15 protein-coding genes and 2 pseudogenes are annotated in these 25,536 nt (G+C 69.1%); 7 read left to right on the forward strand and 10 right to left on the reverse strand.

What is annotated here, in order from left to right; genetic code table 11:
* Positions 1-16: 16 nt before the first annotated feature.
* The 3 genes from FNH04_RS00180 to FNH04_RS00190 form a co-directional block, all read right to left on the reverse strand.
* Positions 17-1,231: a cytochrome P450 gene (locus FNH04_RS00180; protein ID WP_152779115.1), complete on the reverse strand. Its 1,215-nt coding sequence runs from the start codon at positions 1,229-1,231 to the stop codon at positions 17-19.
* 156 nt (positions 1,232-1,387) lie between these two features.
* Positions 1,388-2,611 carry a cytochrome P450 gene (locus FNH04_RS00185; protein ID WP_152779116.1) on the reverse strand — a complete coding sequence of 408 codons (1,224 nt, stop codon included), beginning with the start codon at positions 2,609-2,611 and terminating at the stop codon, positions 1,388-1,390.
* Positions 2,612-3,660: 1,049 nt separating this feature from the next.
* The gene (locus FNH04_RS00190; protein WP_322722142.1) at positions 3,661-4,140 is read right to left on the reverse strand and encodes a nitroreductase/quinone reductase family protein; all 480 of its coding nucleotides are present in this window, start codon (positions 4,138-4,140) and stop codon (positions 3,661-3,663) included.
* Positions 4,141-4,220: 80 nt separating this feature from the next.
* Here FNH04_RS00190 and FNH04_RS00195 point away from each other — a divergent pair, with 80 nt between their 5' ends.
* On the forward strand, positions 4,221-4,919 hold the full coding sequence (locus FNH04_RS00195; protein WP_152779118.1) for a TetR/AcrR family transcriptional regulator: 699 nt from the start codon (positions 4,221-4,223) through the stop codon (positions 4,917-4,919).
* Positions 4,920-5,126: 207 nt separating this feature from the next.
* Here FNH04_RS00195 and FNH04_RS00200 read toward each other — a convergent pair.
* The 3 genes and pseudogenes from FNH04_RS00200 to FNH04_RS00210 all read right to left on the reverse strand — a co-directional run.
* A pseudogene (locus FNH04_RS00200) lies at positions 5,127-5,819 on the reverse strand (LuxR C-terminal-related transcriptional regulator); the annotation flags it as partial.
* A gap of 162 nt (positions 5,820-5,981) precedes the next feature.
* Positions 5,982-8,342 (reverse strand): MMPL family transporter, encoded by a 2,361-nt coding sequence (locus FNH04_RS00205; protein ID WP_322722145.1) that lies wholly within the window; start codon positions 8,340-8,342, stop codon positions 5,982-5,984.
* Between the two features lie 380 nt (positions 8,343-8,722).
* Positions 8,723-9,238: a pectinesterase family protein gene (locus FNH04_RS00210; protein WP_152779121.1), complete on the reverse strand. Its 516-nt coding sequence runs from the start codon at positions 9,236-9,238 to the stop codon at positions 8,723-8,725.
* Positions 9,239-10,188: 950 nt separating this feature from the next.
* On the opposite strand from FNH04_RS00210, the gene FNH04_RS00215 reads away from it, so the two are divergent.
* Positions 10,189-11,004, forward strand: coding sequence for a tetratricopeptide repeat protein (locus tag FNH04_RS00215; protein WP_322722148.1), 816 nt, complete (start codon positions 10,189-10,191; stop codon positions 11,002-11,004).
* Between the two features lie 196 nt (positions 11,005-11,200).
* Here FNH04_RS00215 and FNH04_RS00220 read toward each other — a convergent pair whose 3' ends face one another.
* Positions 11,201-11,881 (reverse strand): TetR/AcrR family transcriptional regulator, encoded by a 681-nt coding sequence (locus FNH04_RS00220; RefSeq protein WP_152779122.1) that lies wholly within the window; start codon positions 11,879-11,881, stop codon positions 11,201-11,203.
* Between the two features lie 111 nt (positions 11,882-11,992).
* Between FNH04_RS00220 and FNH04_RS00225 the strand changes: the two genes are divergently transcribed.
* Positions 11,993-13,204 (forward strand): cytochrome P450, encoded by a 1,212-nt coding sequence (locus FNH04_RS00225; protein WP_152779123.1) that lies wholly within the window; start codon positions 11,993-11,995, stop codon positions 13,202-13,204.
* Between the two features lie 14 nt (positions 13,205-13,218).
* Here FNH04_RS00225 and FNH04_RS00230 read toward each other — a convergent pair whose 3' ends face one another.
* On the reverse strand, positions 13,219-16,650 hold the full coding sequence (locus FNH04_RS00230) for a S8 family peptidase (RefSeq protein WP_152779124.1): 3,432 nt from the start codon (positions 16,648-16,650) through the stop codon (positions 13,219-13,221).
* A 310-nt stretch (positions 16,651-16,960) separates the two neighbouring features.
* Between FNH04_RS00230 and FNH04_RS00235 the strand changes: the two genes are divergently transcribed.
* The 3 genes and pseudogenes from FNH04_RS00235 to FNH04_RS00245 all read left to right on the forward strand — a co-directional run.
* The gene (locus FNH04_RS00235; RefSeq protein WP_322722153.1) at positions 16,961-20,701 is read left to right on the forward strand and encodes an nSTAND1 domain-containing NTPase; all 3,741 of its coding nucleotides are present in this window, start codon (positions 16,961-16,963) and stop codon (positions 20,699-20,701) included.
* A 125-nt stretch (positions 20,702-20,826) separates the two neighbouring features.
* Positions 20,827-22,266 carry a polysaccharide deacetylase family protein gene (locus FNH04_RS00240; RefSeq protein ID WP_152779125.1) on the forward strand — a complete coding sequence of 480 codons (1,440 nt, stop codon included), beginning with the start codon at positions 20,827-20,829 and terminating at the stop codon, positions 22,264-22,266.
* A 500-nt stretch (positions 22,267-22,766) separates the two neighbouring features.
* Positions 22,767-23,045 (forward strand): annotated as a pseudogene (locus FNH04_RS00245) (helix-turn-helix transcriptional regulator); the annotation flags it as partial.
* A gap of 93 nt (positions 23,046-23,138) precedes the next feature.
* On the opposite strand, the gene FNH04_RS00250 reads toward FNH04_RS00245, so the two are convergent.
* The gene (locus tag FNH04_RS00250) at positions 23,139-23,711 is read right to left on the reverse strand and encodes a TetR/AcrR family transcriptional regulator (RefSeq protein WP_322722155.1); all 573 of its coding nucleotides are present in this window, start codon (positions 23,709-23,711) and stop codon (positions 23,139-23,141) included.
* A 102-nt stretch (positions 23,712-23,813) separates the two neighbouring features.
* Here FNH04_RS00250 and FNH04_RS00255 point away from each other — a divergent pair, with 102 nt between their 5' ends.
* A complete protein-coding gene (locus FNH04_RS00255; RefSeq protein WP_152779126.1) occupies positions 23,814-24,779 on the forward strand; it encodes an SDR family NAD(P)-dependent oxidoreductase in 966 nt (321 codons plus the stop codon).
* A 177-nt stretch (positions 24,780-24,956) separates the two neighbouring features.
* On the opposite strand, the gene FNH04_RS00260 is transcribed toward FNH04_RS00255, so the two are convergent.
* Entirely contained in the window at positions 24,957-25,535 is a 579-nt protein-coding gene (locus FNH04_RS00260; protein ID WP_152779127.1) for a Rossmann-fold NAD(P)-binding domain-containing protein, read from the reverse strand.
* Position 25,536: the final 1 nt, after the last annotated feature.

Genomic DNA, 25,536 nt, shown 5'->3' on the forward strand with positions numbered 1-25,536 from the left:
GTGGGGGGGTGGGGGGTCACCAGGTGACGGGCAGCGAGTACAGGCCGTAGACGATCATGTCGTTGCGGAAGGTCAGTTCCTCGGCCGGCACCGCCAGGCTCAGCTCCGGCAGTCGGCGCAGCAGGGTGGGCAGGGCGATCTGCAGTTCGGCGCGAGCGAGTTGCTGTCCGACGCACTGGTGGGTGCCGTAGCCGAAGGCGAGGTGGCCGCGGGTGTCCCGGTCGAGGTCGAAGGTCCCGGGGTCCGTGGTGTAGGCGGGGTCCCAGTTCCCGGCGGGCAGATTCATCGACACGGCCTCGCCGGCCTTGATCCGCGTCCCGCTGAGGGTGAGGTCCTCGGTGGCGACGCGGAAGACGTTGCTGTGCACGATCGTCAGGTAGCGCAGCAGTTCCTCGACCGCGTTCGCGACCACCTTGGGGTCGTCGGTGTCGCGGATCCGGGCAAGGAGATCCGGGTGCTGGAGCAGGGCCAGGGTACTCAACGCGATCATGTTGGCGGTGGTCTCATGCCCCGCGACGAGGAGAGCGCTCGCGCTCACCACGGCTTCCTCGCGCCGGAGTTGCCCGGTGAGGATCTGCTCCTGCGCCAGTCGGCTCAGCAGGTCGTCGGCCGGCTCGCGCTCCTTTCGCTCGACCAGGTCGAGCAGGTACGAGAACATCGCCCTCCGCGACCCCATCATCTCCTCCTTCGACACGCCGGAGCGCAGGACGAGCATGGTGTGGTTCTGGAAGAACTCGTGGTCGTCGTAGGGCACTCCGAGCAGGAGGGAGATCACCAGGGACGGCAGCGGCAGCGCGTACTCCTGGACCAGGTCCGCCGGGCCTTCCTTGGCGGTCATGGTGTCGAGGAGGTCGTCCGCCATCTTCTGGATACCGGGCCGCATCGCCTCGATCCGCTTGACGGTGAAGTCCTTCGTGAACATGCGGCGGATCCGGTTGTGTTCCGGGTCGTCCATCCTCGGGAAGGACGGTGTGCCGTCGGGGCCGGTACCCGGTCCGGGCATGTTGGGGTTACGGCCGTCCGCGCTGAGCCGCTCGTCGGCGAGCGCCTCCTTGATGTCCGCGTACCGGTTCACCGCCCATACGGGGGTTCCATCGGCCAGTACGGTCCGCTCCAAGCCCTCCTGCGCGACCCATTCGCCGTACTCGGGAGCCATCTGCAGCGGGCAGCTTGCGGGACGGGGTACGGGGAAGGGGGGAAGGACGGTCTCTCCGGTGGCAGACACAGTCATGCTTGCTCCTCGGGTTGTGGGGGTTCGTCCGCACGGCATGCAACGGACCGGCCGTACAGGGACGTTGGGGTATGCCTGTGGCTCCGGGCGCGCGGTCATCGCGCCCGGACGGATCAAGGGCTCCGGTCTAGACGGAGGTCGATTCGATGGGCACGCTCACCAGAGGACGGGGACACTGCCTACGCCGCCGGTGACGTGCTGGTCGTAACGGAGTTCGATCTCGTCGACGTCGACGGCGAGACGCAGGTCGGGGAAGCGGCGCAGCAGGGCGGGGAAGACCATGCGGAGCTCGGTGCGGGCGAGGCTCGAGCCGATGCACACGCGTGGTCCGTAGCCGAAGGAGACGTGCTGGTTGGGGCTGCGGCTCGGGTCGAACTCGTCAGGGTTCTCGAACTTGGCAGCGTCTCGGTTGGCCACGTCGTTGCCCAGCAGTACCGCCTCGCCACGGGCGACGGTGACGCCGCCCACCTCCACGTCCTCGTCCGCGTAGCGCAACATACCGACACCGCCCGGAGCGGCGATCCGCAGGATCTCCTCGACCGTTCCGTTCACCCGGGCATCCGGATCGGCCGCCAGCCAGTCCCGCCGACTCGTGTCGGACAGCAGCCACACCGATCCCATACCGATCCGGTCGGTGGTCGTGTCCACACCCGCGGACAGCAGGACCGCCGCGATCATCGCCACGTCCCGGTCGGTGAACGAGGGGTCTTCGGCCTGCATGGCCAGGATGTCCGAGATGGCGTCGGTTCCCGGGTTCTCGCGCTTGAAGTCGGCCAACTGGCTCGTATAGGCCATGAACTCACCCATGGCGGCCTTACCGTCGTCGCCACCGTGGACGGCGCCGAGCCGCTGCGACCAGTCATGGAACTTGACGTGGTCCTTGACCGGTGCCCCGAGCATCGCGCAGACCACCATGGCGGGCAGGCGGCTCGCCAGAAGTTCGAACAGGTCCACGGGCTGGTCCGGCCGGGCCTGACGTGCCGCCTCCATGCCGTCCAGGCACTCCTCGATGAACGTGTGGATCTGCTCGGTGAGCCGCCGGATACGGGGAACCGAGAACGCGGGCACCAGCATCCGGCGCATCCGGTCGTGGTCCTGCTGCTCCCTGCCGTAGTTCAGCGTGGGGCCGCCCAGGAAGAAGGCCTGGGTGATGCGGGGCGCCGTCTCCGGGGCGTGGTGCGAACGCAGGAAGCGCTTGTCATCGGCGTAGATCTCGCGCACCTCGTCGTATCCGGTAACCAGCCAGGCGGGATCGCCGGCAGGGGTCGTCACGCGGGTCACCGGGCACTTGATCTGCGGCGCTCCCTCCGCGGACTCGGGGTGGAGAACGCTGGTGCGCCGGAAGGGGAAGTCGGGAGCGTCGGGCGCCGTACTGGTCATAAAAGTTCCTCACGGGCTGTGGGGGCCGCCGTGCTCGGCGGACGTGGGGATATCGCGACGCGAGCCGGAGACGATTAGGGGAAGGTCGCCTCCGGTCCCGCGTGCATGCCCAGCCTTTCGCGAGAGCCCCTCCCCGGTCGTCCTGCCTGTGCTGTCAGTCGGCCCTACTGAACGTGCTGGAGCTCCTACTGAAATCGCAGTACGGCATCGCTTGTTCGCGCCTGCACAGCTACTTCGCGACCTCGTGCCGATGTGCAGGTCACGGGGCTGTCGCGCCTACAACTTGCGCCCCATATGAGCCACTTGCCTGATCACTTACCAGCCAGCAGCGCCTCACACGGAAGCCGTCTTGATTCCCACAGCGAACAAGTCGGCAGTAGGCGCCGTCCTGAATGCCTGCACAGTCGTGTGCCGCCGACCCCTGGAGGCGACCGGCGGCACACGGCGGTTCTGCGTCACTACCGCAGGGACTATTTGTCCCAGCCCGTTCGGGACACGGCGGCAAGATCTTTTGGTGCCTTGCTCCTGGTCTGGCAGGACGAACTTCCACCGGCCTCGACCGCGACGTCCGGGTAGACGCAGACAAGACACGTCCGGTCCGCTGGGCCCCGCTGGACGAAGGATTCCGGCACGTCGCCTTGCTCAGCCACTCCACGGGGCGTCGAGCATCTGGTCCCGGGCCGAGAGGTCGCCGTCGAGGCCGGGCTCAGTGTGGATTACTCCGAGGAAGTCGAGGTACGTAGGAACGACCGAGTCCGCCGCACGCCGCAGGCTCGTGCATCGATTGACGCTCGGTTCCGGCACAGCCGCCTGAGGACCCAACTCCTCACCCAGCGCTATTGCTTGGACCTGGGTGCTGGTGTGCCGCCCGATCGCCAGGATCTTTTGAGGCCCCGCCCCATGATCAGCAGCTCTGCCCCTCCCTCCTGGACCCCTGTGGCTGCTCGACCAACTCCGCAGTGGCCGTCCCCAGTTCCGTCCGGCAAGGCGCGATCCACTCCACGCCGCCACCTACGGAAGACCCGTGATCAGTACGCGATGCACACCACTCACTGAGCCAGGCGGAAGACAACCAAGCGTGTCCTCTGGCTGGCCGCACGCAGTTCCTCCGGCGCCGGCTGGCGATCGCCAGGAAGGCCGAGCATCAGGGCCTTGGCCGCCCGCGGTCCGTTGCGGCGGGCGAACTCCGCCAGCAGTTCGGCGATCGCGATGTGCTCCTCGAACACCGTGGGAACCGCGTCGTGTTCGCGGCCGCGGATACGGAGCCGGACGGTGGGGCCTGTGCGCAGATTCGGGATCCAGCTCAGCTGGCTGGACATGGCCAGGACCGTGCCGGGATCCCAGGCGAAGTAGGAGATGGGGACGGTTATGTCACGCCCAGTCTTCCTGCCGGTGTAACTCAGCAGCATCACACGCCCGCTGATCAGGCGGTGCAGGCGTGATGCGAGCAGCGGGCGTATCACCCGATTCATCAGCCGGAATACCTTGACGGGAGGAAGTTTGGGCGCGGCGTTCTCGGTCTTGCTCACGGCCTCTCCAAATGTGAGGGTGCCCTCAGGTTGAGGAGAACCGTAACATGAGGGCATCCTCCGATTGATAGGGTCGAGGCATGCCTGCCGAGATGGAGAGCGCCAGCGACACGGCGCGGCCGCCCCTGCGGCGCGACGCACAGCGCAACCGTGACGCTTTGTTGGCCGCGGCGCGGGACATCTTCTCCGCACGCGGCTTGGACGCTCCGCTTGAGCAGGTGGCACGCCGCGCCGGCATGGCCATCGGCACCCTGTACCGGCATTTCCCGACGCGGGTGGAACTGCTCCAGGCGATCTTCGTGCACAAGCTGCGTCTCTGGCACGAGGCGGCCGAGCGAGCGGCGGCGGCAGAGGACGCGTGGGAAGGCTTCCGGCTCTACCTGGAGACGACGTGTGAGCTGCTGGCCGACGACCGGGGCTTGGGCGACTTGGCGTCGGTGCGCCTGCCCGAGTCAGCAGGCCTGGATGAGGTTCAACGCCGTATCGCACAACTCGCGACCCACATCGTCGAGCGTGCACAGCGTCAGGGCACCCTACGCACCGACATCACCCCTGAAGACCTGGCGTACGTCGTCTGGTCCCATACCCGGATCGCCCACGCAACCCATGGCATCGCACCCGACAACTGGCGCCGCCACCTCTATCTGATGCTCGACGCCTTCCGCGCAGACCGCGCCCATCTCCTCCCCGAACCGCCGCTGACCGGCGACCAACTCCACCGGTCCATGCTCCGGCTCGGAGGCGCCGACATGTGTCCCGGCGAGGCGCAGGAGCAGTAGGGGTTGAGTGCTCGCGCACAGTGCGCCGAAAGGCCGAAGGTGACGGACCGGTGGCGGGACGGACGCGATCGCCTCGGACCCGAACCACCTTCACCGGCAGAGCTGGCGAGTGTTCCTGTGATCAACTGTCCTCACAGCGCCGGTCGGCTGTTGAGGCAGGCCGACGCGGCGTACCGCGGAGTGCGGCGGATCCGGCGCAGTGGCGACACAGGGCCGGACCAGACCCGCCTCGTAAGCGAAGACCACGGCCTGGACCCGGTCGCGGGCCCCGATCTTGGCGAGCATGTGACTCACATGGGACTTGACCGTGCTCTCAGCGACGTGCAGGCGTTCGCCGATCTCGGCATTGCTCCAGCCGGCGGCCACAGCGATGAGGATCTCGCGTTCACGGGCTGTGAGCTCCGAGAGATTCCGCTCCGGCTGCGGAACGCAGTGGGGAAGGAAACGGGCGACCGCGTCGATGAACTTGCGGGTCAGGCCGGGTGCGATGACGGCGTCTCCAGCCGCCAGCATCCGGATCGTCGCGATCAGTTCGTCCGGCGACGCATTTTTGGACAGGAATCCGCTGGTGCCGGCACGCAAGGCCTCATAGGCGTACTCGTCGACGTCCAGCGTTGTCAGGACCAGGACACTGGGCATGCGTTTCCCCGCCCCGACGGAGCCGAAGTTCTGCGGGAGTACGGCTCTCTGAGCAATGCGCCGGATGGCCTCGATGCTGTCCATGCCCGGGTCGTGGACATCCATCAGGACGACGTCGGGGCTCAGTTCAGCGCTCTTGCGGACCGCTTCGGCGGCGTCTGCGGCCTCGCCGACGACAGTCATGTCGGGCTGAGCATCCAGCAACGCGCGGAAGCTGAGGCGAAGCAGGGTCTGGTTGTCCATGAGGAGAATGGTGATCACGACGGTCGCTCTCCGGAGTTGTTCGCTGTGGCAGGGCTGGGTGAGATCGGCTGGTAGGCATCGGGCCCGGGGCAAACCGAGCTCTATGGTGGAAGGTCGCCAGCCTGCGAAGTCCGCCCGCGGCGTTCACCGCGGGCGGACTTAGGAGAGCCGGTCTCCTGATCAGACGCCCGCGCGCACCGGGTCCTCCGGAGCCAGAGCCTCAACTTCGTGCTCCGCCGGACGACGATTGAGGGTCTCGCCCTCGACATCGACGCGCGGCAGAATCCGGTCCATCCACTTGGGCAGCCACCAGGCCTTATCGCCGAGCAGGCTGAGGATCGCAGGCACGAGGGCCATGCGGACGACGAAGGCGTCGAAGAGCACAGCCGTCGCCAGACCGAAGCCGATCATCTTGATCATGGAGTCGCTCTCGCCGATGAAGCCGGCGAAGACAGCGATCATGATCAGTGCGGCGGCGACCACCACGCGGGCGCTGTGCCGGAATCCGGAGACCACAGCCTCGCGCGCCGACTCCCCATGTACGTAGGACTCCCGCATCCGGGAGACGAGGAAGACCTCGTAGTCCATCGCGAGTCCGAAGACGATGCCCACCAGGAAGATCGGCATCATGCTCATGATCGGCCCGGTCTGCTCCACCCCGAACAGGCTCGCACCATGCCCCTCCTGGAAGACCGCCACCACTGCACCGAGGGCCGCCAGGACGGAGAGGAGGAAGCCGAAGGCCGCCTTGAGCGGGACGAGCAGGGAGCGGAAGACGATCAGCAGGAGAACGACCGCCAGGCCGACGATGGTGATCAGATACGGGATCAGTGCGCCCTGCACCTTGGTCGCAATGTCGATGTTCAAGGCCGTAGTACCAGTGACCTCGAAGGTGACACCGTCCGCAGCGGCTTCGGTCGCGGAGCGTTCGGCGCGGATCGTCTTGACCAGCGTCTTGGTCTTCGCGTCCGTCGGGCTGGTGGACGGCGTCGCACTGAAGACCGCGGTGTCGCCGGCCTCGTTGAAGCGCGCCTGCGAGACCGAGACGACGCCCTTGGTGTCGGAGACCTCCTCACTGATCGTGCTCACCGCGGCCTTCGGATCCGCGGCGCCCTTGGCGTCCACGACGATGGTCAGCGGTCCGTTGAAGCCGGGGCCGAAGCCGTCCGCGAGCGCGTCGTAGGCCCGGCGCTCGGTGGTGGCGGTTGACTTGGCCTCGTCACCGGGCATTCCCAGCTGCAGGCCCGTCGCCGGCAACGCAAGGGCGGCGAGGCCCAGAACGCCGAGGATCAGAACAGGGAGCGGGCGACGCAGCACGAAACGCGCCCAGCGGGTACCGAGGTTGTCCTTGGGTGCCTCTGCATCGGACGAGCCCTCGCCGCCCGGCAGGCGGTGCTCGCCCAGTGCCGCCTCGCCTGACAGGACTGTGCGGCCTGATACGGCCTTCTTCCCCGCCACAGCTCTCCTGACGAGCAGAGTCCTGGTAGGCACCCTGGCCTTCTTGGCTCGCCTGGCCCCCCTACGCGCGGTGCGAGGCAGCACGGCGTTCGGCCAGAAGCCGAGGAGAGCCGGGACGACCGTCAGGGCGATGAGCACGGCGACCACGACCGCGCCAGCGGCGGCCAGGCCCATCTTGGTCAGCATCGGAATGCCGACCACCGCGAGACCGGCCAGGGCTATGACCACGGTGAGCCCGGCGAAGACCACCGCCGACCCGGCTGTGCCGACGGCCAGCCCGGCCGCTTCCTGTGGGGAGTGGCCCTTGGCTCGCTCCTCGCGGTAGCGGGAGACGACGAACAGGGCGTAGTCGATGCCGACCGCCAGCCCCAACATCATCGCCAGGGTGCCAGTGCTCGTGGACAGCCCCAGGGCACTGCCCAGCAGGGTGATCGTGAACATGGTGATGGCGACACCGATAATGGCCGTCAGGAGGGGCAGTCCGGCGGCAGCCAGTGAACCGAAGGTGATCAGCAGCACAACCGCGGCCATCGAGATACCGATGATCTCGGCGACTCCACCCGGCCCACCACCGCTGTCCATCGCCGAGCCGCCCGCCTCAACCGTCAGGCCGGCCTCACGCGCCTGCTCAGCAGCCTTGTCCACCGCCGTACGACTGGCGTCGGTGACCTCCTCGGACTTCACCTTGTAGGTGACCGTCGCATACGCCGTCGAGCCGTCCTTGCTCACCGCCTGCGACTCGAACGGATCCGCCACACCAGCCACCTGCGACCCGTCACCCAACGAGTCCACCGCCTCCTCGACGGCCTTGCGGTTGTCGGCCGCAGTCACCTTCTGGCCATCAGGAGCCACGAACACCACCCGAGCGGTAGCCCCGTCCGCAGCCGCCCCGGGAAAGCGCTCCTCCATGAGATCGAATGCCTTCTGGGACTCGATCCCAGGCATCGAGAACTCCTGGTCAGTGGTGCCGGGAGCTTTGAGGGCGCCCAACCCCACACAGGCCAGGACGCCGGCCCACAGAAGGGCGACGTACCAGCGTCGTCGGAAAGCCCAGCGGCCCAGTCGGAAGAGGAAGGTAGCCACGGCAGACTCCATATCGGTCTCGGGTACCTGCTCAGGCTGCCTTTGAAGGTGCCGCCGGGTCGTCGTGCCGCTGCTGGCAGTTTCGACTGCTGAAACGGCATGAGCGCCTACCGAATACGCGGTACTTCTCCGGGCGCCCGCCTACTACTGCGGTAGGTCGAAGCCCGGAGCGCCCTGCCCCCGCTGCTTGTCCGCCAGGCCATGCGCGAAGTTTCGACATGCGGGACACACGGTCAATGACCCTGCTCGTCCGCCAGGACGCTCGGGCCCGCGCGTGCGTGGCGGGTGCAGCCGCGCTGCACCCGCCACCCCGAGAGACTCGGTCACGCCGCTGGCTCAAGGGCCTCGCTTGGGCGGTGGGACCGTCGCCTCCGAAGCGGTCAGCTGTGGAAGACCGGGCTCCAGCCGTCCGTGCCCGCCAGGTACTTGTCGGCGGTGTAGTCGGCAGCCTCGGAGTCCGACATCTGAGGCGCGTTCGTGCCGGTGCCCGCGCCGGCACCCGTGTTCTTGTACTCCTTGAACCGGGCCTGCGTCCACGAATAGTCGGTGGTCATGTCGGTCCAGGGGTGAGCCGCGGTGACTCCGGAGTTGATCGTGGAGTTGCGGACCACGGCCTGGGGCGAGGCGTCGACCGAGTTGTGCCAGGGGCGGCCGAGGTACATCGTGTTGGCCGGTACACCGTTGGTGTAGATCGTGCTGCTGGCGATCAGGATGCCGTACTTCTGGCTCTTGTCGGTGTTCGGCGCGAGCACCGTGCCGCCGACCCAGTTGCGCATGGCTATGTTGCACCCGTCGAAGACGGCGGTGGCGTTGCCGAAGATGAAGTCGATCGCGCCCTCGACGTAACAGCCGACGAAGTACTGCCGGTACTGCCGGTCGCGACCGGTGCCTTGCACAGGACGGTGTCCTGCCGGGCGATGATCCGGCACTGGCTGAAGGTCTGCCGGTCGCCCGAGGAAAAAAGGCACCCATCACGCGGCATGCCGTTGCAGTGTTCGCCCCTGCGGACGAAGGCCCTTGGGAGCCGCCATGGGACACCCCGCCGACCAGCTCACTCGCTTCTCCGCCCTCAGAGGCCTCGGTGTGGGCACCGCCACCCTGGGTGCCGGCCCACTACTGGCCGCTTGCAGCGCCGACCTGAAGTGGTCCCGAAGCACCACCAAGATCGGCTATATCAGCCCCCGCACAGGTGCCTACAGCCTTCGCCGAGTCCGGCGCGTACATCCTGCGGCAGGCCAGGGACTTCGCCAAAGGCTGGTCAAGCTTAGACCAACGGACGCTATCCGTTCGCCGCTTGACACATATCGTCCGCTCATCGAATGTACGGGGAGCGGCAGCCCATCAGGACTTGCCACGGACGCACTCGCCGACGACGGCTGGCGGGTCTCAGGATTCCCCTTGGAAGGATCGCCCCGTTGGCTACCGCCAGTGAATCCCGCGTCGCGCCCCCAGGACTCGCCATCGTCGGCACACGGCGACACGGCGGTGGTGTTGCTGGCATGGGTCGACTTCGCGGTCGGGATGCCACCGGCGCCGGACCGGGCCGTACCAACCCTGCTCTGGGGACCGGCGACGGCCGAGGCCGACGCGAAAGCCCAGTCGACGAGGTTTGGTTCGGTGACGCTCTCGCACCGGCTGGCCGCCGCTCGCCGCACGGTATCTGTCCATGCCCATACGGAAGTACGTCCGTCCCCGATCCGTGCAGGAACTCAGAACTGTGATCTTCAACCGTAGAAGACCGACCCCCCATCTGGCCCCGGAACTCGACGACTCCGACCTCGGCAAGGCATGTCGTCAGTTCGATATCAGGCATAACCCGCGAGGGCGTCCCCTGACAGAGCCGATCGTGAAGCGGCTGCTCCACGACGCCGGCCGGGACTGGGACCGGCGCGCTCACCGCCTCGCAGTCCTGGGCGCCACGATCAGCGCTGGCAGCCAGTACGCCCTCATCGAGCAGTCGCCCGGCAGTCCCGACGTGCACAACCTGCTCGCATGGGGCGCCATGGTCCGCGGCGCCCATTCCGCCCTGTCCCACAGCGAGGTCACGGACGCCCTGCAAGCGTGCCACAAGGCTGCTCGCCTGGACCCCTCCGATCCCAGCCCATGGGTGGCACGCCTTGGACTGCTCAGGCAGTGGCGACACCCTCGCGAGGAGGTCTTCGCCGTATGGAAAGAGATCGCCGCACGGGATCGGTGGCATCGCGAGGCCCATCTGCAGATGTACGGCTATCTCTCCCCTGACGAGTGCGGTTCCCACGCTCAGGCTCTGGAGTTCGTCGACCGCGTGCGGACGTCGACGCCGATCACAGCGCCCATCGTGGGGTTGCCTCTGTTCTCCCTGGTCCACCGATACCTGCGGACCGTGGCCCACGGTGGCGTCAACGCCCTGATGGCCGACCATTTCTGGTCCGGGCAGGAGGCGGATACCGTGCTGAGGAATGCTGCTGCCCAGTGGCCGCAGACGGGCCAACTGGTCCACGCGGAGGCCCTGCGTGATCTCAACCTTCTCGCCTTCTCGCTGGTCGCGGCCAGGCGGGCGCCGCTCGCCGCACCCGTCTTCCGCTCGCTGGGGGGCGTGGTCACCGAGTTCCCTTGGAATCACGCCGGTCAGGATCCTGTCACCGCCTTCGACAGTGCCCAGCGGAAAGCGGGTCCAGTATGACGAAACCTGCCGGGCGAAGAGGCGGGCCCCCGCAGGCCCTTCTTCTGCAGCGCCGGCCTAGCCCGGCCTCCTTGCAGCGCCAACGAGTGAGGCTGCGGCGGCAAGTTCGCACGCCGGGGCTCGGCGGCTGACCCACCCTGGAATGGGCGGCTGAAACAGGGATGGAGGAAGCCCCCATGACTCAAATGACGATCGGTCAGCCGTCAGCCCGGGGCCGGGAGGCATCCGAGAGCCCCCGGGTGACCAGACTGAGTGCGTTCGCGAGCTGCTCGCGGTGGCGGTCCAGGACTTCCGTGCTGATGCCCGATGCGGCCGCGTCGACGGCGAGGCGATCGGTCGCCACTTTGAACACGGCGCTCACGGCGGCAGCCTGCGCGCGGAGGACGAACGCGTCGGGCTCCACGCCTGTGCGTTCGGCCAGCACCTCGGCGAACGTGTCCTCCGCGCGCTCACGAAGCATCAGGTAGGCGGCACGCAGCGCCGGTTCGTCCAGGGTCATCCGGATCACGGCGAGCACCGCCTCGGCGTCCGTGTCGGACGACCAGTCGGGGACAACCTCGTAGGCCTCGCGCAGATGCTCCGTCAACTCGGTGTCCGCCGGCCAGGTGTGCAGGGCGGCGCGGAAGGCTTCGATCGCCTTCGTGAGCAGCGGCTCCACACAGCTCTCCTTGGTGCGGAAACAGCGCCACAGCGTACGTTCCGAGACTCCCGCCGTCTGCGCGATCTGCTCTCCCGAGGTGGCCGCGACGCCCCGCTCGGCGAAAAGCCGTACGGCGTGGCGGGAGATGTCGAGGCGCTGCAGCTCACGTTGCTCGTCGCTCACCGGCGGCCGCCCCCGACGAGGCGCACGGCCGCCGCCCGATCTGAAGTCCTCCATCGAAGGATCTTAGACACGGCCGCGGCGTGGGCCGACTGGCCGAAAGCTTTATTGGCAGATGCTGCCAGTAAAGCTACGGTCGAGCCACCGGAAGATCACCGGAGGAAAGCCATGAGCATCGCCGACGAACGTCTCCAACTGCCCCTCGACCGGCCGAACATCCTCGACCTGGCCCCGCTGTACGAAGTGCTGCGCCGGGAGGCACCGGTGACACCGGTCATCACACCGGCCGGGGATCCGGCCTGGCTGGTCACCCGCTTCGCGGAAGTCCGTGACCTGCTCAGCGACCCACGCCTCGGGCGTTCCCATCCCGAGCCCGAGCGGGCCTCCCGCATCACCACAGCCGCGGTCCAGGACGGCCCTTCGGGTAACTACGCCACCGAGAAGGCCGACCACACCCGGATGCGTCGACTGCTGACCCCGGCGTTCTCGGCCAAGCGCATGCGCGCGCTCTCCGAGCATGTGCAGCACCTGGTCGACGACTGCGTCGACCAGCTCGTCACAGCGCACACCACCGCCCCGAACGGCATCGTCGACCTGCATACCGGACTGGCCTTCCCCCTGCCGGTCGCGGTCATCTGCCGGCTGCTCGGCGTGCGCGAGGACGACCACCCGTACTTCGCCTCGCTGTCGGAACGCATGGCCAACCTCACCATCGGAGAGGAAGCCCACCGGGCGCGCGCCGAGTTCAGCGACTACATGACCTCGCTCGCCGAGAGCAAACGCGCGCAGCCCGGCGAGGACGTCATCTCCGACGTCGTCCGTGCACAGGGCGCCGACCCGGACTTCGACTACGAGGAGATGGTCCGCCTCTGCGTCGGCCTGCTGTTCGCCGGGCACGAGACCACCGTCAACCGCATCGGTCTCGGCACCTTGTTCCTGCTCACCCGACCGGACAGGTGGCAGGCGCTGACCGCCGACCCCGACGGCCGGGTCGACGCCACGGTCGAGGAGATCATGCGCATGGGCGCGCCCGGCGACCTCGGTTTGCTGCGTTACGCCCATACCGACGTCGACATCGCTGGCGTCACCATCCCGTCCGGCGACGCAGTGATCCTTTCGGTCAACTCCGCCAACCGTGACCCGTCCGTCTACCCGGAGGCGGACAACTTCGACCCCGACCGCTCCGACCACACCCACCTCGGATTCGGCCACGGCGTGCACTTCTGCATCGGCGCGAGCCTGGCCCGTGTCGAGCTGCGCGTGGTCTTCGCCACCCTGGCTCGTCGTCTGCCGGGCCTCCAGCTCGCCAAGGGACTCGACGAGCTGGAGGTACGCCCCACGCTCACGGGTGGTGTCACCGAACTTCCCGTGACCTGGTGAGGAGAGCGATCAGGTCACCTGACCGTCCGGTACGCGCTGGGCAGGGTCTCGGTCACCGTGTTGCCGTCGCGGTCGACGAGCGTGGCCTTGAGGCCGACCGTGGTGGGGCGGGCGGGGCTGGTGAGGGTGAGGTGCCGCTTGCCGTCCTTGGCCGTGTGCACGGTGGTGGACTTCCAGGTGCGGCCGCCGTCGTACGACACCTTGACCACGAGGGATTTGACCGCGCCCCGCTTCGCTGCCGGGCCCTGCAGCCGGATCGGCACCGTGAGTTCGGTGCCCGCCTTCGCCGTACTGGTCAGTGACAGCTTCGGGGTGAATCGGACCACGGACAGGGGAAGGCGTTCGACCTTGTTGTCCGCCGTCGGGGACGAGGTGAAGGTCCATACCGCCGATGCCCGGCCTCCGACGGTCACCGAACCGGCCGACTGGGAGGTGCTGATGGCGAGGCGGTAGGTGGCTTTCTGCGGCAGCAGGCCCGCCAAGGGGGCCCCGCAGGGGTTCGCCGGTATGTCCGCGATGGTCCTGGAGCCTGAAGTGAGGTGGAACCGTGTCGTGCCGGCGTCGTAGTTGGCGTGGCCCGCTCCGTCGGAGAGCATCGGCACGCACACCGCGTAGGCCTCTCCCGCACGTACGGCACCGGGATCGCCGACGGTCTTGGAGTCGGTGGTGAGCGGGCCGAACACGCCGGTGTTGTACGTCTCGCGGTAGGTGCGGCCGGGCGAGTAGCGGCGGGGTGCGGTCGCCTTGAAGGTGCTGGAGATCGAGTCGCTGGTGACGCCGGGGCCGAGGTCCCAGCGCAGGCCGTCACCCGTGTACACGTGGTGCACGACGGACGCGGCGGGCACCGGGCGGAAGCTGCCCGTGCCACCGGCCGGGCCGGCGGAGAGAGCGGGCCATCCCGGTGTGCTCCAGTACGCCGTCGGGGCCGCCAGGCTTCCCTTGGCGTTGGAGCCGATCGAGGTGACGACCTTGGCCAGACCACGAGCCGAGTAGGTGCGGGTGAGACCGGTGAAGAACGAGCCCCTGCGGGTGGTCACCAGGTCGTACACGTCACCGGTGGTGCCGCGCTGCCAGACGCCGCCGGCCTGGGCGATGAAGTCCCCGGCGGGGGCGGACGGTCCGACCTGGCCGAGGAAGTAGCGGCTGTACACGTCGTTGTCACCCAGCCCGAGCCAGTCGGCGTAGTCGTACTCCGGCTTGGCCCCGCGCGCACCGATCACGACCGCGCCGGAGGACAGACGGGCCCGGGGGTCGGGGGCGGTGACCTTGAAGGGCTTGGCCTTGCGGGCGTCCAGGGTCACTGTCGTGGTCCTGTTCACGTTCAGGCGGGGCGCGACGAGCTGGGTCACCTCCACCGGCTCGTCCGTGTCCGGGGTCAGCTGGGCGGAGATCAGGTAGCGACCCCTGGGTACGCGGATCTTCGTCTTACTGGCGGAGGCCTGGCTGCTGCCGTCGTCGGCGAAGAACCACTGCTTGCCGTTGTCCAGACCGATCACGTCCAGCCGGTGCGGGGCGTTGGGCTTGCCGTCACGGCCGATGCCCTTGAGCGTCAGGTCGTACGACTCCGCCTCACGGACGGCCCCGAGGGTGGTCCGGACGCTCTCGCCGTTGGCGCCCTGCGCGCTCGCCGTGATCGTGGCGCCGTAGGCGCCGTCCTCGGTACCGACGCGGGTGTCGGCGGTGACAGCGGCGGTGGCGGTGCCCCCGGCCGGGACGGTCACGCGGCTCGGCGACACGGTGAACATGCCGGCCGGGGCGTCGCCCGCCAAGGACAGGTCCAGAGTGACCGGCTCGGTCCCGGTGTTGCGGTAGGTCAGCGTCTTGGTCACCGGTTGGTCGTCGTTGTGCGGCCACAGCTGCTGGCCGAAGGAGATCGACGGCGTGTCGGCGATCACCGTCTGACGGATGGCGCGCGCCAGGTCGACGCGGCCCGTGCCGCGCTCGTACGGGGAGTCGGAGCCGTTCATTGCGACCGTGGAGGCCATCAGCGCGGCCTTGATGCGCTGCCCCGTCCAGTCCGGGTGCTCCTGGGCGAGGATCGCGGCGGCAGCGGAGACATGCGGAGTCGCCATCGACGTACCGCTCATGCGGACGTAACCCGGGCCGGCCGGGTCGCCCAGGGAGCCGTGCGTCGCCTTCGCGGCGATGATGTCCACGCCGGGGGCGGAGATGTCGGGCTTCAGCTCGTGGCTCGTGTCGGGGCCGCGGCTGGAGAAGTCGGCGAGCTTGTCCTGCGAGTCGACGGCGGCCACGGTGAGCGCCGCGGAGGCGGCGCCGGGCGAGTCGATGGTCCCCGGCTTGGGGCCCTCGTTGCCGGCGGCCATGACGAACAAGGCGCCGGAGGAGGCCGACAGGTCGTTCGCCGCCTGTTCCATCGGATCGACGCCGGGGGTGTCGTCGCCGCCGAGGCTCATGCTGATCACCTTGGCGCCCTGCTTCACCGCCCACTGCATGCCGGCGATGATCCCCGACTCGCCGCCGTCGCCCTCGCCGTTCAGCACCCGTCCGACCAGCAGCTTCGCTCCGGGCGCGACGCCCTTGTACTTGCCGCCGCTGCGGGCGCCGGAGCCGACGAGGGTGGAGGCGACGTGCGTGCCGTGGCCGAGGCGGTCGTCGGTGGAGTTCTCACCCGTGAAGTCCTTCGAGCCGGCGATTGAGCCCTTCAGGTCGGGGTGGGTGGCGTCGAGTCCACTGTCCAGGACGGCGATTTTGACGCCCTTGCCGTCGTACCCGGCCTTCCAGGCGTCAGGCGCGTGAATTTGCGCCGTGCCCTGGGTGGGGTCCGGGTCTTCGTCCTGCGACGGCCGAGCCTCGACCTTTCCGTCCAGCCAGACCCGGTCGATACCCCGTTCCGTGGTGACGGCCTCCTGGGTCGGTCGGGTGAGCGCGGCCCACACCGAGACGGCGTCCGGCTTGTCGGCGGTCACGGACTCGCCGTGCAGGGAAGGCAGTTGGCGCTTCACCTCGACATCCGCCGACAACAACGCCCGCTTGGCGTCGTCCGCCGTACGCGCGGAGCCCCGGTAGGAGACGATCAGCGGCAGGGTACGGCGGTGGGAGTCGTCGTAGCCGTCGGCGACCAGCTGGGTCACGTCGAACAGCCGCCGGTCCAGACGTCCGCTCGCCACCAGTGGGGCCGCGTCGTCGGGGATCACATACGTGTGCCCGCCGAGGCTCTGGACCGAGTACGGCACTTTCGCCCGCCCCTTGCCCCGGTCGACGCCGATCACTCGGGAGCCGCCGGTCACGCCGACGGTGTCTCCGGTGATCAGGGTGACCTTGGTGGTCGATCCGGCCGAACTGCCCGTCGCCGCGTCGGGTGTCGCACCCGCGGACGTGGGGGCGACCAGGGCCGTGGTGGCGGCGAGTCCGGCCACGGCGAGGAGCGCGGCGGTTCCGTAGGCCAGGTGTCGGTGGCGCCCTGGCCGCCTGTGCTTGTTGCGCAAAGGAGTTCTCTCTTCCCCGGTTGGTGAGGCGTGTCGCGCGTCGGTGCGCGAAGCGGCCCCTGGCAGGGGGTATGCCTGGGGCCGCTCGCGGTGGGGGCGCCGGCGGCATGGGGTGCCACCGGCTGGGAGAGAGTCTTGGCGGATACAGGATTGGTCAGTAGCCCTCTTCGGGCGTCGAACAATCCGGGTCGCACGGTCGCCCGGCCTGTTCCGTGGGCTTTCTCACCACCGGCCGGGATTGCACGGGTATCGAGCGAAAACCTAGTTTGAAGCCCTTGCGGTTGAGCTGATCGTTTGAAGGGTGTCCTCAGTGGGACGACACGAGAAGCCGGTCGATCCCGACGCCGGTCCCGTGCAGCGGCTCGCGCATGAGCTGCGTGTCCTGCGGGAGAAGGCCGGCAAGCCGCCGTACCGGGAGATGGCCAAGCGGGCGGGCTACTCCACGACCACGCTGTCCCAGGCCGCGGCGGGTGACCAGCTGCCGACCCTGGCGGTGGTGCGGGCCTACGCCGAGGCGCTGGAGGCCGATCCGGACGAGTGGGAACAGCGCTGGCGGGAGGCGGATGCCGAGATCCGGGTGCCCGCGCCGGACGAGAGGCCGCCGTACCGGGGACTGGCCCGTTTCGAACCTGCCGACAGTGACCTCTTCTTCGGGCGGAAGGCACTCGTCGACAACCTCCTGGAACTGGTCAGCGAGCACCGGTTCGCCGCGGTGTTCGGCGCGTCGGGCAGCGGTAAGTCGTCACTCTTGCGTGCGGGACTGATCCCGCGGCTGCGGCAGGCGGACGGGACGGAGCGGCCGGCGGTGATCCGGGTGCTCGCCCCGGGGGCGCAGCCCGCGCGGACGCACGAGAAGGCGTTCGTTCCACTGGACGGCGAATCCACGACCTGGGTGATCGTCGATCAGTTCGAGGAACTGTTCACCCTGTGCCATGACCGAGCGGAGCGCGACCGCTTTCTGGATCTGCTGCTCGCGGCGCGACGACCGGAGAGCCGACTGCGGGTGGCGGTCGCGGTCCGCGGCGACTTCTACGGCCACTGCGCCGACCACCGCGAGCTGGCCGAGGCCGTGCGCCGGGCCAGTCTGCTGGTGGGTCCGATGAACCGGGACGAGCTGCGTGAGGCCATCACCGGCCCGGCCACCGCCGCCGACCTGAACGTGGAACGCGCCCTCACCGCCCGGATCATCGAGGAGGTCGTCGACCGCCCGGGGGCGCTGCCCATGCTCTCCCACGCCCTGCTGGAGACCTGGCGCCGCCGCCACGGACGGCTTCTGACCCTGGCCGGGTACGAGGAGACGGGCGGGGTGCACGGTGCCATCGCCGCCACAGCGGAGCAGGTGTACGGCGGGTTGTCGGCGGAGCGGAGCAGTGTTGCCCGGCGCATCCTGCTGCGGCTCATCGCCCCCGGCGACGGCACGGCCGACACGCGCCGTCCGGCGTCACGGGCGGAACTCGGCAGCGGGGTCCGGGAAGTGCTGGAGCAGCTCGTCGCCGCCCGTCTGGTAACCCTGGACGGCGACACGGTGGAACTCGCGCACGAGGCGCTGATCACCGGCTGGCCGCGCCTGGCGGGCTGGATCGAGGAGAGCCGGGAGCGGCTGCGCGTGCAGCGCAGGCTCGGCGAGGCGGCCCACGCCTGGGAGGAACTGGACCACGACCCGGGGGCGCTGTACCGGGGTACGCGGCTGGCACGGGCACAGGACCTGTTCGCCCCGGGACGGGACACCGACCTCACCCAGCAGTCGGACGAGGAACTCACCTCCGTGGAGCGGTCCTTCCTCACCGCTTCCCTCGCGGCCCGGGACACCGAGCGGGAGGCCGTGGCCCGCGCCGGACGGCGAACGCGTTCGCTGGTCGTCGGCCTGACCGTGTTCCTCGTGCTGGCGTTGACCGCCGGCCTGGTCGCCTGGCAGCGCAACGAGGTGAGCCAGGAAGAAGCCTCCAAGGCCGCCGCCCGCCGCCTGGCCACCGTGGCCGACGGTCTGCGCTCCACCGACCCGCGCACTGCCGCCTTGCTGGGAGTCGCGTCCTGGAAGATCGCCCCGCTCACCGAGTCCCGCTCGGCGCTGCTGGCCGCCCTCGCGCAACCAGAACGTGACGCCTTCACCGATCCCCGGACCGGGAAAGACGTCCGGCGTTTTCTCTCCACCGACGGCCGGACCCTGCTCAGCGTCGACGGCACCACGGTGACCGCCCGGAACGTGGCTGACCACAAGGTTGTCGCCACCTACCGCCTGCCGTCCGGCACAGAGGCGAACGGTGCCGGCCCCAATTCCCAGCTCCTCGATGTCCTCGGACCGGACGGGGGCGAGCGGCTGTGGAACCTTCCATCAGGCAGATCCGTCGCCGAGCTCGGCGACACGCCGCTGCTGGGCAGCGCTTCCGACGGAAGCGCGTATCTCACCGGGCCCGCGGACGGCGCCGGCACGGTCCAGGTGTACCGCACGGACGACGGCAAAGCCCTCTTCAGCACCGCTGTCGCACGCTCGCTGTCCACGACGGCCGTCGGTCCGGGCGGCCGTCTGCTCGCGCTCTGCCCTTCCGAGGGGCCGCTCCAGGTGTGGAACACCGCTGACGGCGAACGGCTGCCGGGAGACTGGGAAAAGGCGGACAAGACCGTGTGCGGCACCGGCTCGGGCGCGGACGGCGGCTCGCGCCTGCTGACGTTCAGCGGGGACGGCAACAGGCTGGCGGCTCTGTACGGGACGAGTGTTCTGGTCTGGGACGCCCGCAGTGGGCGCAGGCTCGCCGAATTCGCCGGTGACGGCGTCACCGGCTTCACGGACGCCGCCCTCTCACCCGACGGCCAGTTCCTCGCCACGGCGGACGACCAGGGACTCGCCGTGTGGCGGCTGGTTACCGGCGGCACGCAAGTCTTCCACCAGCCACTGTCCGGGGACGCGGTGTCGGGGCTGACCTGGGACCCGGGCAGGGATCGTCTCCTGCGCTACCTCGACGGCGCCACGGTCCACACCCTCGGCCTCGCCGACCGGCTCACCCCGCAGTGGCACAGCACCCCGGTCGACGCGGGTGTGCTCAGCCCGGACGGTTCCGCCCTCGCCACGGTCACCCGGTCCGGCAACCGCTACCGCTTCGAGTTGCGCTCCACGAACACCGGCACGGTGGTCACCCGTGCACCACTCGGCCCATTGCCGAACCAGTCCGGCGACGAGACACCCCTGGTGGCTTTCAGCCCCGACGGCCGCACGGTGGCCACCGCCGACACCATGTCCTCAGGCGCTTCACTGCGGCTGCGCTTCACCGAGTGGGACGTACGAACCCGCAACGTCCGTACGGTCATCGCCACCTCCGGCGCGGCCGACCGCCCGGTCACGGCCCTCTCCCTCGGACCGGACGGACACACGCTGCTCGCAGTCCGCGCCACCGCCGGCGGTGACACCACGGAGATCTGGGACACCCGAAGCCACCGGCGGTCGCGGACGGTGCCCGGTCTGTCCGGCACCGCCCTGGCGGTGCGGCCGGACGGCGGGATACTCGTCGGATCCGACGACCAGTACGCCGACCCGGGTACCGGAAAAGTCGGCGGGCGGGCGCTGGCCGACGGCCGCGACGTCACAGCGCTGGCGTTCAGCCCCGACGGCACCCGGCTCGCCGTCGGCGACTCCACCGGGCACGTCACCCTCTGGGACGCCGAGTTGCGGCATCGCACAGGTGCGCTGACCGGTACCTCCGACACGGACTCCCGGGGCGAGCCGGAGGCGGTGCGGGCCCTCGCTTTCTCCTCCGACAGCGACACGCTGGCCGTGGGCAGTACCAACGGGACCCTGCGGTTGTGGGACGCCGGCGGCCAGCAACTCCTCGGCTCGGACCTGCCCACGTCCGGCGACGAGATCCGTTCCCTCGCCTTCACCGAGGACGGCGGAACGGTGTACGCCAGTGGTCCCTCCGTACCGCTGCAACGTCTCGTCGTCGCCCCTGAACGCGCCGTCCGCACCATCTGCGCGCGTACCGGCGGCGGGCTGACGAAGGCGCAATGGCGGACCTACGTACCTGACTCGCCGTACGAACAGCTGTGCCAGAGCGGCTGAGCTGATTGTTCGGGGTGGCCCCGCGGGTCGCCTAAAAACGCCTCCACACCGAAGGATCAGGGCCAGAACGGCCGCGGCGTCCCGCCGGCGGCGTCAGCGAATCCCCTCAGTCAGGTTCTGGTCTCATGCGCACTCACGTCCTCCCCTCCCTTCTGCTGCTCAGCGCCCTTTCCCTCACGGCGGCCTGTTCGTCCGGATCGGACACGGCATCGAGCAAGGCGCCTGCGGACACTCGGTCCGAGTCCAGCGCGAGTCCCTCGCCGGTCCGGAGCGTCGACCCCTCGAAGATCAAGGGCCTGGAGATCGTCAGCGACAGCAGCGAGCACAGCTCGTGCCCCTTCGCGACGAGCTACCCCGACGTGCCCGGCGCCGAGGCGATGACGGCCGCGATGAAGAAGGACGTGGACAACCGCCTGTCCGTCTTCCACACCGGGGTCTGCGCAGACGAAACGGACAGCCCGGCGGGCGAGCTCAACATCAGCCACCAGTTCCTGGTCGCCTCCGGCGACGTGCTCGGCGTACGGCTCACCACGCAGGACCGCAACGGCGTCGGGTCAGGGCTGTCTTCCCGGACGTACTGGTACGACGGCAAGGCGAGCGCCTATCGCAAACCCCTCGCGCTCATCGCCGAAGGATCCCGGGACGCCTTCGTCAACGCGCTCAAGGACCGGCTCAAGGGTCGTGAGGGCGTGGACGTCGCCAGCCTCGGCGACACGTTCTCCGACCCGGCGTCCCGCGCCACGGTCCTGGACGACATGGACTTCACCGGGGACGGTGGACTGCGGGTGACCTTCGACCGCGGCGAGGTGGGCGTCCCGGCCGCCGGGACCTACGTGGTGACCCTGGACAAGGGGACCATCGCCCCATGGCTGTCCCCGTTCGGCAAGCGTGCCCAGCGGCAGGCGGTGGCGCCCAGTGGTCCGCTCGACCTGGGCGCCACGAACGTCCCGGAAGTGACCGTCCCCACCCACACCGCCTCCGGCGACGACGACACCGACTGCAAGAAGGTCAAGTGCATCGCGCTGACCTTCGACGACGGACCGGCGGCCCCGGAGACCGCGACTCTGCTGACCTACCTGGCCCAGTACAAGGCGCGAGCCACTTTCTTCGTCGTCGGCCAGAACGTCGCAGCCCACCCCGAGCTGGTGCGCGCCGAGGCGAAGGCCGGCCATGAGGTCGGCAACCACTCCTTCACCCACCCGGATCTCACCAAGCTCACCCGCGACGAGATCGCCTCTCAGCTCGGCCGGACCAGTGCCCTCATCAAGGCAGCCACCGGCAAGGCGCCCACTCTCTTCCGCCCGCCCTACGGCGCGATCAACGTCGAGGTGAAGGCCGCGACCACGCTCTCGCCCGTGCTGTGGGACGTGGACACCGAGGACTGGAAATACCGCGACGCCGCCAAGGTCGCCCGGACCGTGGTCGCCGAGGCAGAACGCAACGACGTCGTCCTGATGCACGACATCCACCCCACCTCGGTCGCCGCCGTCCCGCAGATCCTGCGCACGCTGACCGCCGACGGCTACCACTTCGTCACCGTCAGCCATCTGCGTGCCACCCTCTGACCTGCCAGGCCGCCCAGGCGGGGAGTGGCGGTCAGCAGCCGATGCAGGCCTGCCGCCGACACCCGTCAGATTCATGGGAAGGGCTTGCCTGCGATCAGATGGTCTTGCCTCTGTCGTGGTGTCGGCTCCCCTACTGTTCCGCGTGTGAACCGTCACGAACGCCGTCGTCACCTGCTGGTCGACGTGTTGTTCGCGAAGACCAACCCGTCGCCCCCCAAGCGGGTCCTCGGACGGCACTGCCGGATGTCCGGGGACGAAGGTCGTGATCGTGCTGCCGCGAAGGAAGAGGGTGCTGTCCGAGTCCCAGGCGGCCAGAGTCCGCAGTTCCAGCTCGATGTCCTCGGTGGCCCAGAGCGGATGGCGCTCCATGAGCTGCTCGCGGGTGGAGTGCTTGAAGGGAACGAACGCCTCAGGGCCGGGCTCCGCGACCGTGGCGGCGGACAGCCAGGCCGGGTCCGAGTAGATCGCCCTGCTGGGTTGCAGCCGTTCCACGGCCAGGGACAGGACTTGTCGAGGACTATGCCGATGCCCTGGGCTACTCCGCCCGCACACTGTCGCGTGCCACGCTCGCGGCCGACGGCGTCACCGCCAAGGAGTTCATCGACCGCCGCGTCCTGGTGGAGGCCAAGCGGCTCCTTGCCCACAGCGACGAATCCGCCGCCCGTATCACCGGCCTTCTCGGCTTCTCCAGCGCCACCAACTTCAGCAAGTTTTTCCACCGACACATCGGAAAGAGCCCGCTCTCCTTCCGCAGAACGCTCCACGGTACACAAGGGTGAGCAGGGCGGGAGTATCTGCAGGGTGCCCGTCGGAGCGCTCGGCGTGACGAGCGCACCGCACCTGTACCCCGTGCGCCGTCTCCACCCGCTGGCTCAGCCAGCGCGGTAGCGGAGCCCGTCGAACAGCAGGTCAAGCATCCGGCCCGCTCGGTCTCGCTGCTCGATGTCACCGGTGATCAGCAGAACCCCACCGAGACTGAACCCCACGTCGAGAGGATCGACGTCGGAACGCAGAACCCCTGCTGCGGCCCCGGCCTCCAGCAGTGTCCTGATGGCCGCCCCGATCCGTTCGAGACTCTCGGCGAACGGATCCGCGCCTGAGGCGACCACGGCACGCAACGCCTCCGCCATGCCCTGCTTGGCCGCCAGATAGTCGAAGAACCGGTCCATCCACAGCCGCATCGCCTTGTCCGGCGGATACGCGGCGAGCAACTCGGTGGCACTGTCACAGACGCGGGCGAGTTCATTGCGGTAGACGGCTTCGACCAGCGCCTCACGGGTGGGGAAATGCCGGTAGAGCGTGCCGATGCCGACCCCGGCCTCCTTCGCCACGGCTTCGAGCGAGACGTCCGCGCGCTGCTCGGCGAAGGCGCGCGCGGCGACATCGAGCAGGCGTTGTCGGTTGCGCCGCGCGTCGGCGCGCAGCCCGCGTGGGGTGCCGGTCACAAAGATCCTTCCTTCTGGACAATCGGAGGCGCCTCCGCTTAGGTTTGGAGCAATTCGGAGGCTCCTCCGTTTCCGAGCGTAGCAAATCAGGAGTGCACAGCCATGGCCACAACAGCACGTCTCACCACTTCGTTCGACGCTCGGTCGACGGCCGCCGAGGTCATCGCAGGGGTCGATCTCACCGGTCGCCGCGCCGTCGTCACCGGCGCCGCATCCGGCATCGGTGTGGAGACGGCGCGCGCACTCGCCCGCGCCGGGGCGGAGGTCACCCTGGCCGTCCGCAACACCGACACCGGTCACCGCACCGCATACGACATCCGTACCGCGACCGGCAACGACAGCGTGCGGGTCGCGCCACTGGATCTGACGGATCCGGCGTCGGTCCGCGCGTTCTCGGACGACTGGCAGGGACCACTGCACATCCTCGTCAACAACGCGGGGATCATGGCCAGTCCGCGGACGCGGACGCCTCAGGGCTGGGAACTGCAGTTCGCCACCAACCACCTCGGGCACTTCGCTCTCACCACCGCTCTGCACGGCGCGCTCGCCGCGGCCGACGGCGCACGCGTGGTGTCGGTGAGCTCCAGCGGCCATCTCCTCTCCCCTGTCGTCTTCGACGACCTGCACTTCACCGAGCGGCCCTACGACCCGTGGCTGGCGTACGCGCAGTCCAAGACGGCCAACGTCCTGTTCGCCGTCGAAGCCGCTCGACGCTGGGCCGACGACGGGATCACCGCCAACGCACTGATGCCGGGCGGGATCCAGACCAACCTGGGGCGCTATACCGGGGATGCCGAGATGGCGCAGTTCATGGCCCACCTCCAGACCCTTGTCGGCGAGGACCGCCCGCTGCCCGAGATGTCCTTCAAGTCCGTCGAACAGGGCGCGGCGACATCCGTCCTGCTCGCCGGATCGCCCGAGGTCGAAGGCGTGACAGGTGGATACTTCGAGGACTGCGCCGAGGCCGGGCCACACCAGCCCGGCACCCTCACCGGAGTCGCCGCGCACGCCCTCGACCCGGAGGCGGCGGAGCAGCTCTGGCACACCTCCGAGCGGCTCCTGGCCTGACCTCCTCGGTGTCACTCGAGCCGACGGCGACCGGGGTGAATGCTGTTGTCCGATCACAAGCACAGGGCGGGACGTGGCCAGCCGACGGCGCGCGCCGCCGGGCGCGGGTGGAGCAGGCACTGCACACCGCGCGTCCCGCAGCAGGGTTGCTGCGGTTGCGGGACGCGTCCGGGGCCATTACGACCGAAGCACCGCCGTGAGCACCTCTGAGCCGAACTGCTCAATGGTGCGGGGTGGCTTGCCGAGCACTTCCTCGATGGTGTGAGTGCGGGGCGAGAATCCTCGCGCGCGGAAGCTCGCGAACAGTTTGCGCATGCCCGCCACGTAGTAGTCGGGCCACTCCGGCGCCGACTCGTCGCGGTAGGAGAGCGGTATGTCCGCGGCGCGGCTCAGACGTTCGGCGATCTCCGCGACCGTGACGCTGTCGGAGCCTGTGAGGGTCAGAGTTCCGCCGAACTGCGAGTCGGCCAGGAGTTCGGCGATGGCGACGTCTGCCAGATCACGGGCGTCCACCGCGCTGATGGTCGCGTCGCCCGCCGGAAAGAAGATCTCCCCGTTGCGCACACGGGCGATCTGCGCCAGGACGTTGTCGAGCCACCAGTCCGGGCGCAGCAGCGGCCACGCCAACGATGACCGCCACAGCCGAGCTTCGATCTCGACGTGCGTGGCGGCCGAGGGGACCAGGGGACGTACACCCGCCGCGTAGGACGACACCTTGACGACGCGTGTCAGTCCGGCGGACTCGGCCGCTTCCACC

Origin of the sequence: Streptomyces phyllanthi, assembly GCF_009377205.1 — a bacterium.
Taxonomy (GTDB): domain Bacteria; phylum Actinomycetota; class Actinomycetes; order Streptomycetales; family Streptomycetaceae; genus Streptomyces; species Streptomyces phyllanthi.

What these genes read in the sequence shown, in the direction of transcription:
- FNH04_RS00180 (WP_152779115.1), bottom strand. Translation starts at nt 1,231, where the DNA reads ATGACTGTGTCTGCCACCGGAGAGACCGTCCTTCCCCCCTTCCCCGTA.
- FNH04_RS00185 (WP_152779116.1), bottom strand. Translation starts at nt 2,611, where the DNA reads ATGACCAGTACGGCGCCCGACGCTCCCGACTTCCCCTTCCGGCGCACC.
- FNH04_RS00195 (WP_152779118.1), top strand. Translation starts at nt 4,221, where the DNA reads ATGCCTGCCGAGATGGAGAGCGCCAGCGACACGGCGCGGCCGCCCCTG.
- FNH04_RS00220 (WP_152779122.1), bottom strand. Translation starts at nt 11,881, where the DNA reads ATGGAGGACTTCAGATCGGGCGGCGGCCGTGCGCCTCGTCGGGGGCGG.
- FNH04_RS00225 (WP_152779123.1), top strand. Translation starts at nt 11,993, where the DNA reads ATGAGCATCGCCGACGAACGTCTCCAACTGCCCCTCGACCGGCCGAAC.
- FNH04_RS00240 (WP_152779125.1), top strand. Translation starts at nt 20,827, where the DNA reads ATGCGCACTCACGTCCTCCCCTCCCTTCTGCTGCTCAGCGCCCTTTCC.
- FNH04_RS00255 (WP_152779126.1), top strand. Translation starts at nt 23,814, where the DNA reads ATGGCCACAACAGCACGTCTCACCACTTCGTTCGACGCTCGGTCGACG.